A 12,830-nucleotide genomic window follows, 5' to 3' on the forward strand; every position below is an offset into this window, starting at 1 on the left:
TTTTAGCGTCGATGGTCGTGACTGCGGTAGTTTTCATTCTTGCCGTAAAAGGACTGGAGAACGCATGAGTGTAAATCTTGTACTTCTGGTTGGATCCATAGCTATCTTTGGCTATCTTTGCTATGCCCTTTGGCGTCCGGAGCGATTTTAATGAATATCGCACTTACTATTTTGGCACTTTTGATTGTCCTTGGAATTTCCTGGAGGTATCTTGGCTCTTATTTAGAGGCGGTTTTTGAAGGCCGGGTTAAATTTCTCTCCTTTATCGAGCGTCGGTTTTACAAATTATTAGGTGTCGATCCCGAGGCAGAGCAAAGCTGGCAGAGCTATGCCCGGTCCTTGATTATCTTTAGCGTTCTTTCGATTGCATTTTGCTATGGGATTCTTCGTCTTCAAGCACACCTGCCCCTGAACCAGTCGCATCTGCCTGGCGTTCCACCAGCACTTGCCTGGAACACTGCTGTTTCGTTTATTACGAATACGAACTGGCAGAACTACGCCGGTGAAACCACAATGACCTATCTGTCGCAGATGATGGCTTTGGTCGTTCCGCAATTTACCTCGGCTGCCGTTGGCATTGCTGCGGCTATTGCGCTGTCTCGTGGATTTTCTCGTAAATTGTCTAAGACTATCGGTAACTTTTGGGTGGACATAACCCGTGTAATAATTTATGTGCTTTTGCCGGTAGCCTTCATTGCAGCGATTGTCTTTATGGGCCAGGGTGCCGTTCAGACCTTTTCTCATTCGGTTACCATTCGAAATGCGGCAACTGGGTTCAAGCAGACAATTCCGTTGGGACCAGTCGCTTCCCTGGAGACAATCAAGCAATTTGGCACCAATGGTGGTGGCTACTTCAATGCTAACGGCGCGCATCCATTTGAAGATCCGACTGCCATGACTGCGTTTTTGTCGGTAGTTCTGATCTTGGCTATTCCCGTCTCCTTGACTTACACCTTTGGCAAAATGATCAAGCGCAAGCGTACCGGATTGCTGCTTCTAGCAACCATGGCGTTTTTCTTCTTTGTGAGTCTCGGCGTTGCGACGGTGGCGGAAAAGGCTCCATCGCCTGTTATGTCAGCAGCGACCCACGGGCAGGTAGTCCATGCTTTTGAGGGTAAAGAGTCTCGGTTTGGTATCTTTGATTCGGTTCTTTACGACGTGGCTTCCACCCAAACCTCTACAGGAAGCATCAATTCCCAGCTGGATTCATATTCACCGGTTGGAGGCGCAGTTGCTCTAGGCGGAATGATGCTTGGAGAGGTCTCTCCGGGTGGTGTTGGAAGCGGTCTATATACGATTCTTGCCTTTGCCATTGTCACGGTCTTCATTGCTGGATTGATGGTTGGGCGTACGCCAGAATTTCTCGGTAAAAAGATTCAAGCTAAGGAGATCAAACTCGCCAGCATAGCTGTTTTGATAATGCCGATTGTGGTGCTTGTGGCAACAGCAATCGCAGTTTCTGTACCAGCTGGTCGGGCGGGTCCCCTAAATGCGGGTCCCCACGGATTTAGTGAGATCTTATATGCCATTACGTCCCAGGGGAATAATAACGGATCGGCCTTTGGTGGATTATCTGGGAACACCGCCTTTTATAACATCATCGGTGGAGTGGTGATGTTGCTTGGACGTTTTGGTGTGATGATCCCCGTCTTGGCACTATCAGGCTCTCTTGCGGCAGCTCCGATCGTCGGCGAGACCGATGGAACTCTAAAGACGGATTCATTTCTCTTTGGATCATTACTTGTAGGAGTGATCGTGATCGTAGGCGCCCTGAGCTTTTTCCCAGTTCTATCGCTCGGTCCTATTGCTGAAGCATTGTCACATGGAAGGCTTTTCTAGTGGAAACTACGACCAAGGGGCCAGAAGCCTCTTCAAAAGAGAAAAAAACAGCTGGTAAAGGAATCATCGACAAGGCGATCCTTCGAGATGCCCTAAAGGGAGCATTTACTAAGCTGCATCCAAAGGTACAAGTTCGCAACCCGGTTATGTTCGTGGTGGCGGTTGGAACTGTGATCTCGATCTATGAGAGCATAAAATCACCTTCAATCTTTACTATCTCGGTTACGGCATGGCTTGCGTTGACAGTTCTTTTTGCCAACTTCGCTGAGGCGGTGGCAGAGGGACGCGGGAAAGCCCAGGCAAATACCCTTCGCTCGATGCAAACCCACACTGATGCTCGACGCATCGATGATAAAGGGGTTGAGACTCGAGTAAGCACTGCTGAATTGCGACGAGGTGATTTTGTCGTTTGTGAAGCCGGAGATGTGATCCCGTCTGACGGTGAGATCGTCGAAGGTGTCGCGAGTGTCGACGAGTCCGCAATTACAGGCGAATCGGCGCCGGTTATCAGAGAATCAGGAGGCGATCGGTCGGCGGTAACGGGAGGCACCTTGGTCTTGTCAGACCGAATAGTGGTTGAAATTACGGCCGAGAAGGGCAAGACTTTTCTTGATCGGATGATCTCACTGGTGGAAGGCGCTTCGCGTCAAAAGACGCCGAATGAGATAGCGCTTACTATTTTGCTTGCTGCGTTGACTATCATTTTTATCCCGGTAACTGTTACCCTTTATAGCTTTGCAAGTTTTGGACATGCCACTGTATCGGTAGTCGTTCTTGTCGCGTTGACAGTCTGTCTCATTCCAACTACGATTGGCGCGCTGTTATCAGCTATCGGAATCGCTGGAATGGATCGGCTAGTTCAAAAAAACGTACTTGCCACTTCAGGTCGAGCCGTCGAAGCCGCCGGTGATGTCTCTACGTTATTGTTAGATAAGACCGGAACTATAACTCTAGGTAACCGAATGGCTGCCAACTTTTATCCAATGGACGGCGTCGACGAGCAGGAGCTAGCTCTAGCTGCCCAGTTGTCTTCGCTTGCTGATTCAACGCCAGAGGGTAGATCGATAGTAGTTCTTGCCAAGGAGAAGTTTGGCATTAGAGGACAGACCATGGGGGACAATCATATCTTTGTTCCGTTCTCGGCTTACACGAGGATGTCAGGAGTTGATATCGGGGACCGAATGGTTCGTAAAGGTGCTACCGAAGCGGTTAAAGCATTTGCGGTTAGTCGCGGCGGAACAGTAACACCCCAGGTGGACCAGTTGTCCGATCGAGTCTCGAGCCATGGTGGAACGCCGCTTTTGGTCTTGGATGGAAACAGAATTCTCGGAGTTATCGAGCTCAAGGATACAGTAAAAGATGGGATTAAAGAGCGCTTTGCCCAGCTAAGGGCGATGGGCATCCGCACAGTAATGATTACTGGGGATAACCCAATTACCGCTGCGGCAATAGCAGCAGAGGCAGGTGTGGATAGCTTTTTAGCCGAGGCTACGCCTGAGCGTAAGATGGAGTTGATAATCTCAGAACAGGCTGGCGGAAAGCTTGTAGCGATGACTGGTGACGGGACTAATGATGCACCAGCGCTCGCTAAAGCCGACGTAGGTGTGGCCATGAATAGCGGAACCAATGCCGCTAAAGAGGCCGGCAACATGGTGGATCTTGATTCAAATCCGACCAAGCTCATCGACATAGTTGAAATTGGAAAGCAGCTTTTGATAACTCGAGGTGCGCTCACTACCTTTTCGATTGCGAATGATGTAGCAAAATATTTCGCTATCATTCCGGCTCTCTTTGTGGCTCGTTTCCCGGGACTGAAGGCCCTGAATATCATGGCTCTTCACTCACCGACCTCAGCTGTTTTATCTGCTGTGATCTTTAATGCCATTATTATCATCGTGCTCATTCCATTGGCGTTACGTGGAGTTCGATTCAAGCCAGCGAGTGCCTCGCACCTCCTTCGAAGAAATGTGATGATCTATGGCGTGGGTGGATTGATACTTCCATTCATTGGTATCAAGTTGATCGATTTGATCTTAGTTTTTACGAGGTTGTACTAGATGTTGAATGCAGTTCGTCGTTCTGTTATTTTCTTGATCGCCTTTGGGGTTCTTCTGGGGCTTATTTATCCTGTTAGTTTGGCCCTGATAGGAAGTGGACTTTTTGGCTCGAAGGTTACCGGTCAGATCCAAAGCAGTGGCTCACCCCTTATAGGACAGAGCTTTACTGGCCCTACTTGGTTCCATGGAAGACTTGGGAGCTACAATGCGATGGCAAGTGGGGGTACCAACTATGGCCCACGTTCGATCCTTCTGCGCAAGGAGGTGTCAGCGGCCTACGCCTTCTATCACTCTCATGGGGTCAATCCGACATCGCAGCTGGTTACATCCTCTGCTAGCGGTCTCGATCCTTCCATCTCAGTTAATTCTGCCTTGGTGCAGATACCTATGGTGTCAGCGGCCCGAGGCATTGCACCGTCGGCACTTAGGCGATTGATCCTGAGTCAGCAAAGTGGGCGTGACTTTGGATTCTTGGGAGAGAACACGGTCAATGTGTTACGTCTGAATCAATCTCTTCTAAAGCTGGCCAAATAGCATCCATAACACGGGATGAGACTCAGCCATTTTGAAGGGCTTATGTAGATCTAAAAAAGCAGCAGCGTGGTGACCTTGTAATTTGAGAGATCCACGCTACTGCTTTAGCAATGATAAAGCTTGGGCGTATCTTATAGCTGGGTGTAAGATCAAGATATGGAATTTGATCGAGTGGTTCGAACTACCGCAAGCGTAAGGGAGTTTGAAGATCGAGATGTAAGCGACGCCGATCTTTATGAGCTTTTAGAGCTAGCACGTTTCGCGCCCAGTGGTGGAAACCGTCAGGGATGGACGGTCCTTGTAATTAAAGATCGACAACTTCGCGAGAGTATTCGAGACTTATACGTTGAGGGTTGGGCTGAATACCAGGCTCACCAAAGGGTAGGTAAAGTACCTTTTGCCCCGATCGAGAATAGAAAATGGACTAAACCGGCAGTCGATTTGAGCATCGCCTTTGAGACACGTACACCTTTTTACTTTAGTGATAACTTAGATAAGGTACCGGTTCTTTTGGCAGTTTTTGTAGATATGGGTGCGCTTGCGGTTCTAGATAATGGCCTCGACCGCCAAAGCATCGTCGGTGGAGCCAGCGTCTATCCATTTGCCTATAACATCCTCCTAGCTGCGAATGCAAAAGGAATCGGAGGAGTTTTGACTACTACGCTATGTCGGCGTGAAGACCAAGTTGCTCGCCTTGTAAATATGCCAGGTTCATATGGGCTAGCCGCGCTCATTGCGCTTGGATATCCAAAGAAGAAGTTGACGAGCCTAAAGAGAGCTCCTGTAGAAGAGTTTACCTTTGTCGATCGATTTGATGGCGATCCCTTTAGATGAGTGAGCAATTCAACGTTATGGATTTAGGTAATCTCTGAAATAGGGGAAAGCTACTGTTGATCTATTGCTTGATAATCTTTGGCTCTTATAAAATACTTTGCCGATATCGATGGTCCATAGTGAGTTTGATCCAATTGCAACTTACTTCATCGATATCAAATAGCCACTTCAATCACTTCTAGATGCCTTCAATCGAGGCTGTTGGTTTCAGGAGACTGCATTTGTCTAGATAGTGCCAGCGTTATAGCTTATGATAGAGCCTTTAATGCTCAATAGAGCGGCTCTCGAGGTTGAGATTTTGATTTTCTGAGGGTCTCTATTCGTCTATTGAACTTTTAAGTTCAGATTTGATGATTTGCCTTTCGGTAATACGCTTGAAAAAACTCGAGCCAAGCACGTCAAATCCTATGGGTTGGCTCGACAGGAGGGAACTAGCATCGATTTTTAGACTCCACGCTGAAGTATATTGCTAAATCGTTTTTGATTAATTGTTACAATTCGCGAACCGGTCTAATTCTCGTTGAGTTTTGAGATCCTAGATCTATTCAGTAATTTTGGATCTATTGATGGAGTCCGACTGTGGATTGTCTCTGAGACTGGCGATTCGTTACCCACGATCGTTCTTGGTGCCATAGCGAAAGGGCCATTGAACTGGTGTTGGATGGCATAAAAATGATCCTTGAAGCGACGTTTCGAACTTTAATTTATCCTTAAGTCGCCTGGTTCTTGGAAGCGCCTTCGCGCTGGAACTTCATTTGGATCTCTTGGTGAACTGTTTGACTTCTTTTAGGTAGGCTCTAATAATTTATTAACATAGATCGCATATATTCGAGAATGTCGCTCAGTGGCATTCCATGTGCTTGAATTCTTTGCTTTAGTTAGCGCTAAGACCAAGGGTAGGTTTTGTTGTGAGCCGACTATTGAGAGCTGCTTCCTCGTTAGGTGTTGGCAAGTTTGTCTTTGCATAAATCACTACCATATCTGGGGTGAAAGATGATTCGGATGGTATGGGTCTGTGTTGGGTCGACTTGGAGAGCTGACGATTTGAGCTCTTTGATAAGTAATGCTTTGAGGAGTGTTGGCTAGCTCAGGAAAGTTGAATTATAAACCAGGTTGAGAGTGTCGATAATATGGCAGTCGCTTTCGGGTTAGTTTGACACTTGAATCTCTTGTGCTGATTTATTTGTGGCTAATTGTTCGAGCGGGGATTGTACGACATATGCTTTCGATCTGCGGGGACGTGTTTTAGGGCACTGGTTGCAGGTTATTTAGTTAAATTCACTTCTAGAGGATAAGTTCGCGATTTACGAGATATTTAGAGGTTCACTATTAGGACAAACTGACGAAGTTCATGGTGATAGGCGGAACGTAAAAGAAGGTAGATTCCCCGGATATATCTATGACATAATAGTTTGTTTTTTCGTTTTGCCACTTGCAATGATAGCTAACTATTGGCCCGTCATCGTGGGCACCAAAAGCTTGATAACAAATACCAATTGGCCTCAAGGGCCAGCGTTTGTGGGGGACCCTACTGCTGGTGGCCCTATAACTCAACCGATGGAAAGAGCAGTAACCCACGCTTGGGCGCATTTGCATCTACCTTTGATCTTGCCTTATCAGGGCTATGGTCTCAACTTGGCTGGAAACCAAGGGTCTCCCTGGTTCTTTCCCGAGATCCTGATTCATCTGCTATTTCCGTCTAATCCATCTCTCTGGCTTATACTCTGCCTCAACTTGTGTGCCATTGGCACATATTTACTATGTAGAGAGTTTGACTTAGGTAGGTTGCCATCCGCTTTGGGCGCATTGTTAGTTTGCATGAGCGGACCAATAGTTTCGAACTTGAACCTCGATATGTTTAACCCATTTATGGATTCGCTTTTCTTAGTGCTGGCAATCTCGCGAGTGATTCGCGCAAGGGGCAATCGAAGGGTTGGATGGCTACTGATTTTAGCCTTTTTGGTAAGCCAGTTATTTTTGTCGGGCTTCGATGAAGTGGTTCCACTTCTGGCCATCATGATCTTTTTTTTCATGATTGCGCTTTTGACAAAAAACGGGTATAAACTGCGCCATTCCATGGGGCTGGTAACTGCGATAATAATTAGCTGCATCCTTGGTTTGGTCGGATCGGCAATAGCTACCGCTTCTTTGTATGGTGCCATTTCAACGAGTGCTGCACTCCAGTCACCAAATGGATGGAAGCATCACTCGCCTATTTCATGGCTTGTAACTTTAGTGGATCCATGGTTCTTTGGGAAAGGCGTGATAGGCGGAATCTATCAGGGTACCTTTGCTGAGTGGGCGTGGGGAAACCCTATTCTCTGGTCACTGGCGGCTCTTGGAACAGTCGCAATTATCAAGGATTTGGTTTTATCCAGGGGGAAGTACCAACTCTGGCATCGAATTATTCTCGGCTTTGCACTCTTTGGCTTTCTGGCAGACTTCAACTTTGCCTATGTCGATGCACTATTTTCACTACCGATCCTACGGCTTATAGCACTTCCTAGGTTTTTGCCCTTTATGTGGTGGTTGCCGCTTGTGGTTCTTGCGGCGATCGGCTTTGAAGCTATTCGATCGGCAACTCAATTGGTAAGGGTATGTGGTTTTATATTTCCTTTGCTTTTTTATGTAGCTCTCGATCTATTCATACATGTGCAGGGCTCCAGGGCCTTTCCTGTTTTGACGGCTCCAGTTGTGGCCGCTTTTTCCAGTCAATTCATCTTCTATATTTTTTGTTTAGTTGGTTTAGTGATTGTTGTTCTTTTTGATCGTTTGGCTTGGTCGGAGATTTCTCTTGCTGGTTTGGTTGTCGTCTCTCTCTTTGTTTACCTTCCTAGGAATTTTTTTCCGACTCCTCAGGCCGTGGCGATGTCAGCGCCTATCGCGCGAGTCATCAAGAGCTCCAAATTTTCACATGCAATTTTTCTAGCGCCAGGTGATCTGCTTCTGCCTTCGGTCCTTGCGATGAATGACCTTTCAAGTATTCAAGGTTTGGGAATCTTTTTTCCTAAGGGATATGTAAATACTCTTAAATTGGAATTTGGAAATGCCCCGACGCACTCGTCGCTATCCCCGTTGTGGCCACTGGCGCCTTCGCTATATAACGTGGCAATAGACTATGGATCGCTGAAGTCTTTGAATCTGATGGGCGTCGGTGGTCTGATCCTAGGACAGAAGATGGCCACCTCCTATGAAGTGGTGGATAGTTCCCTTCCTGCCCCTTTTGGTAAGAATCGACAGGTTACAAGTGCACTTAGTGCGCTTCTAGGGGTTTACTATTCACGACCAGATTTGGGCGCGGCTTTTAATTTGGATTCGAGATCTATTTCGTTGTTGAAATGGGCGACGGGAATCTCAAGTGGCGATTCATCGTATTCGCGGCTTCACCCTAATCGAGAGATCTATTTGAAGGTGCTATCCCAAGAACAGAGCGATCCCAAGATCTCTCTCTTTACCTCTATTGACGTAGCTTCTCAATGGCAATATGGAGGATCCGTGACCTTCAATGGCGTTTGAAAGTTTATCTACTATTCGACTATATCGAATTTAAGTAGTCAACTCTTTGTGCCGACCGAGATTCGTCCTAGCGGCAATTCAAAGGCGCATCCGCTTATCTCAGGAGACACAACTGCATATGTTACCCAAAATGAGATCTCAAGAAATCATCTACCCAAAAGCCAGACAAATCAAGATCTGATTTTAACGTCGATTCATAAAGATACAGATCAAACCGTCGAATCGTTGGTGGCGAAAAGGCAGGGTTTCGTGGTTCTCTTCGATCAGGTTATGCCAGGTGAGCATGCTTTCGATAATGGAGTTCCAATTCCACTGATCACTACAGATGGTTTTTTAACGGGTCTTGTCTTACATAAGGGTGTAAATCACATTGTTTTGAATTACGTATCCCCATGGGTGATGGTAATTTTTTGGTTGGATCTTTCCTTGAATCTAATCCTGATTCTTGCTGGTGGCTATCTCGTTTTGTTCAAAAGATTCTTAATTGGTCGGCATCTTTTTTAGCAGCTGGATATTTTATCGTCAAAATTCCAAGACAGATAACCCGATGGGCGGATAATCGTCTCTATGCCAGCGGGCGGTCTGATTTTCGATCTTTATTTCTGTCATTTTGATCTATGAATTGCTTGAGTAATCAAGCTAAATATATTAGATCCCTTTGTAAATTTCGTGTTTTTGTTCACCTGAACTAGATGATTTTTATTTGCGTTTATTTAATTTCGGGTATGTGTCTAAAAATAGTTTAATTTGGAGGATCTTGTGGTTTTGTTTTGTCTGGCGGTTTTGCCCCTACGGCCCGGAAGGCAAAGTATTTTGGATCTGTGGCTTGATCTTCTTTTCGACATGGCTCCTGATAGGGATTATCAGTGGCGATTGACTGCTAGATGGCCAAGTCCTTTGATCGTTGGACTTTGAGGCTGATCATGTGATGGTGGCAATTGCAATTTGGTCCAGTGGGGGTATTCTAACTTTTACTGTGATAGATTCTTAAAAATGGCGACGTAATGACTGACTTGTCGTAGTGTTAAAGAGATGACATCGATTAGGGGTTCATTGTGCAATATTCATCTTCATTTATAATTTCTGCACTTGCTGAGACTTGGAACTCCCTTGGGGGTTATTGCCGTGAGTTAGGTGAAGAACAATGGATTGCGTTGTCGAACTGTCCAGGCTGGAGCGTAGGGGATATTCTTTCGCATATCGTAGGTACCGAAAGGAGTCTTCTCGGAGATCAAACTCCAGTGATGGACGACGATCAAGTTGGGTCGCACGTTAAAAATGAGATCGGAAGATCCAATGAGGCCTGGATAAAGTCACTAAGGTCTAAGTCCTCAGCCGAAATCTTAGATCAGTTTGAAAGTTGCGTCACCAAACGCTTAGAGGTGCTCGGTTCTATGACCGAGGAGGAGTTTTCGAAAGAGAGCTGGACGCCGATTGGCAAAGGTACCTATCGAGACTTTATGGTCATTCGGGTGATGGATTGTTTTGTCCATGAACAAGATATTCGAATATCCAGTGGCGGATCCTTTCTTGCACACGATAGATCAGGAAAGATTTCATATGATCAATTGGTCTCGGGTCTAGGATTTGTAGTTGGTAAGAAAGTCAAGGCCAAAGAGGGCACTCAAGTCCGCTTTGAGATAGAAGTTAACCCTGGTAATGTTGATACTATTAGGATTTTGATTCGCGATGGTCGCGCTGTGGTCGCGCGAGATGATGCCAAAGAGATCGATGACGCCTCGTTGACCATGACCTTTGAGGCATTTGTCTTTGCCGCTGCAGGACGCCTCAATGCCCATAGTTATTTAGAAGATGGAAGCGTAAAGATCGGTAGCGATAGTGAACTTGGGACGGCGGTCTATCAGAATTTAGGTTTTTTGATATGATCCATTCCACAATTGGTGACGGTGGCTTTGGTGATATTGCCTTTGTAGATTTGGTTCTCACCTAAATTTTGTCAATTGAGAACGCTAAGGAGAAAAGTGAAGGCATCGGAGATAGAACGTGTCGAATTTTTTTACGACCCAATGTGCCCATTTGCCTTTGCAACATCTCTTTGGATGCGGGAGGTCGCCCATCACTATGGATTATCGATCGACTTTCGATTTTTTTCTTTAGAAGAGATCAATTTGGAGAAGGGCAAGAAGCACCCCTGGGAGCGTGATTGGTCTTTTGGATTCTCCCTGATGAAGGTGGCAGCACTCGCTAAAAAGTTAGATCCTAAATTGGCTGATGACTTTTACTTTGAGGTTGGCTCCGCAATACATCTCAGGGGTGAACCTATTCACACCCTGGAAGCTGCTACTCGGTTCGCAGGGAAGGTGGGGATTGACTCCGAGCTTGTGCTTTCATCTATCCATTCTCAAGAGGCAATCGACATAGTGCGAAAAGATCATGATTTTGTACGTGAGGCCCACGGCGCATTTGGCGTGCCTACCATTACCTTCAATGGTGACCATACCTTCTTTGGGCCAGTCGTATTTCCCCCGCCCAAAGGTCAAAAGGCTCTCGATCTCCTTGATATGGTGTGTCTGTTTGTCTCTGTTGACAATCTCTATGAACTCAAGAAGCCGCGCAATGCTAGCGATGACGCTGAACTCGCACAGAGGCTAAAGCCCTATCTCTCGGCCCGAGTATGGAAGAGCATCTAAAGCTACATCGGTGAGTTGGCATGTTTTGCCATGCGGATACTCTCTTTTTTGGCTATAATTAGTTCCAGCGCCAAAGCTATGGATTTGCGCGTATCTCTGGGTTCGATGACTTCGTCGACAAAGCCCCGTTCGGCAGCTATGTATGGAGTGAGATATCTAGCCTGATAATCCTCCTGATACTGGGCTCTTTCTTGGTTGGTTGCTCGTCTCATTAGTATTTGGGCTGCCCCTTGTGCGCCCATAACGGCGATTTCAGCCGATGGCCATGCGAACACTACGTCTGAACCCATTCCCTTGGAATCCATCACGATGTAAGCACCCCCATATGCTTTTCTTAAAATCAGGCATATCCTCGGAACTCCGCAAGCTGCATATGAAAAGGCAAGTTCGGCGCCATGGCGAATCATTCCTCGCCATTCGACGTCTTTCCCCGGCAGAAAACCTGGGGTATCCTCCAATGATATTAGCGGTAGGTTAAAGGCATCGCAGAATCTTACGAACCGAGCACCTTTTTGTGAGGCTGGAATGTCTAAGGTGCCAGCGAGGACTCGTGGTTGATTGGCTAGTATTCCTACAGCATGACCGCCTATTCGAGCTATCCCCGTAACTAGCTGGGGTGCCCAAAGTGGACGAAGTTCGAGAAAATATTCGTCGTCAACGATTTCAGAGATTATGTCCCTAACGTCGTATGATCCAGTGGGCGAGTTAGGGATCAACGATGTCAAAGAGTCGCATAATCGCCCGACTGGGTCATTCGTTTCAATCACTTGGGAGACGTAGTTTGTAGAACGTGGAAGAATTGAAAGAATCTCTTCCACCTGTTCTTTCATCTCCTGCATGTTCTGGGCTTCAAGATGGCTAACTCCAGTTTTGGTGGCTAGTGTGTAGGAGCCACCAAGGTCAACGGCAGCGACTTCAACACCTGTGTATCCTTTTACCATCTCTGGACCAGAGACAAAGGCATAGGAGTCCGGTGTGGAGATCACAATGTCAGCCAGACCAAGCAATAGTGCGGGTCCGCTAACTGCAGGGCCAAATAGTCCGGCTAAGATTGGCACAACGCCAGAGGCTGCCGCGAGTTCCCTAGCGGCTCGCCCCCAACCATTTAGTGCAGCAATTCCGTCATGTATTGACGCTCCAGATGTCGATAGATAAAGAACAATTGGGAGCTCGTTTTTAACTGCTACTTTGATTGCGTTAGCGATCTTGATGCCGTCTTCTTGGGTTAGGGCTCCTCTGTTTGGCGCTGGAATAGATGAGATAACCATTGCCGGCCTACCTGCTATGGTTTCGATCCCAGTTACGGTGCTTCCGGGAATTCTAATTCCTAATCCGAATTGTGGTTGGGACCGAGATGTCTCATTTCTATCCAAGATCATTCGTCTTTGTCCTTGCCTGT

General features: G+C 46.7%; 10 protein-coding genes. 9 read left to right on the forward strand and 1 reads right to left on the reverse strand.

Features of this window, described 5'->3' with window-relative positions:
* Positions 1–64 precede the first annotated feature (64 nt).
* From kdpF to ACIDITHRIX25_RS83155, 9 genes are all read left to right on the forward strand, one after another.
* Entirely contained in the window at positions 65–151 is an 87-nt protein-coding gene (gene kdpF, locus ACIDITHRIX25_RS000000104335) for a K(+)-transporting ATPase subunit F (protein ID WP_152626096.1), read from the forward strand.
* Positions 151–1,839: a potassium-transporting ATPase subunit KdpA gene (kdpA, locus tag ACIDITHRIX25_RS83120; RefSeq protein WP_201731951.1), complete on the forward strand. Its 1,689-nt coding sequence runs from the start codon at positions 151–153 to the stop codon at positions 1,837–1,839. Before kdpF ends, kdpA begins: the two co-directional genes overlap by 1 nt.
* Complete coding sequence (kdpB, locus tag ACIDITHRIX25_RS83125; protein WP_052606465.1) at positions 1,839–3,896, forward strand: potassium-transporting ATPase subunit KdpB; 2,058 nt, start codon at positions 1,839–1,841, stop codon at positions 3,894–3,896. The genes kdpA and kdpB overlap by 1 nt, the downstream gene beginning before the upstream one ends.
* Positions 3,897–4,430 (forward strand): potassium-transporting ATPase subunit C, encoded by a 534-nt coding sequence (locus tag ACIDITHRIX25_RS83130; protein ID WP_201731952.1) that lies wholly within the window; start codon positions 3,897–3,899, stop codon positions 4,428–4,430.
* 156 nt (positions 4,431–4,586) lie between these two features.
* The gene (locus tag ACIDITHRIX25_RS83135) at positions 4,587–5,264 is read left to right on the forward strand and encodes a nitroreductase family protein (protein WP_201731953.1); all 678 of its coding nucleotides are present in this window, start codon (positions 4,587–4,589) and stop codon (positions 5,262–5,264) included.
* 1,818 nt (positions 5,265–7,082) lie between these two features.
* The gene (locus ACIDITHRIX25_RS83140) at positions 7,083–8,780 is read left to right on the forward strand and encodes a glycosyltransferase family protein (RefSeq protein ID WP_201731954.1); all 1,698 of its coding nucleotides are present in this window, start codon (positions 7,083–7,085) and stop codon (positions 8,778–8,780) included.
* 48 nt (positions 8,781–8,828) lie between these two features.
* Positions 8,829–9,284: a hypothetical protein gene (locus ACIDITHRIX25_RS83145; RefSeq protein WP_201731955.1), complete on the forward strand. Its 456-nt coding sequence runs from the start codon at positions 8,829–8,831 to the stop codon at positions 9,282–9,284.
* Positions 9,285–9,835: 551 nt separating this feature from the next.
* Positions 9,836–10,666, forward strand: coding sequence for a maleylpyruvate isomerase family mycothiol-dependent enzyme (locus ACIDITHRIX25_RS83150; protein ID WP_052606844.1), 831 nt, complete (start codon positions 9,836–9,838; stop codon positions 10,664–10,666).
* Positions 10,667–10,762: 96 nt separating this feature from the next.
* On the forward strand, positions 10,763–11,431 hold the full coding sequence (locus ACIDITHRIX25_RS83155) for a DsbA family oxidoreductase (RefSeq protein ID WP_201731956.1): 669 nt from the start codon (positions 10,763–10,765) through the stop codon (positions 11,429–11,431).
* A gap of 2 nt (positions 11,432–11,433) precedes the next feature.
* Here the strand turns inward: ACIDITHRIX25_RS83155 and ACIDITHRIX25_RS83160 are convergent, their stop codons facing one another.
* Complete coding sequence (locus ACIDITHRIX25_RS83160; RefSeq protein ID WP_201731957.1) at positions 11,434–12,810, reverse strand: acyl-CoA carboxylase subunit beta; 1,377 nt, start codon at positions 12,808–12,810, stop codon at positions 11,434–11,436.
* Positions 12,811–12,830: the final 20 nt, after the last annotated feature.

The sequence above is a fragment of the Acidithrix sp. C25 genome, assembly GCF_904848545.2.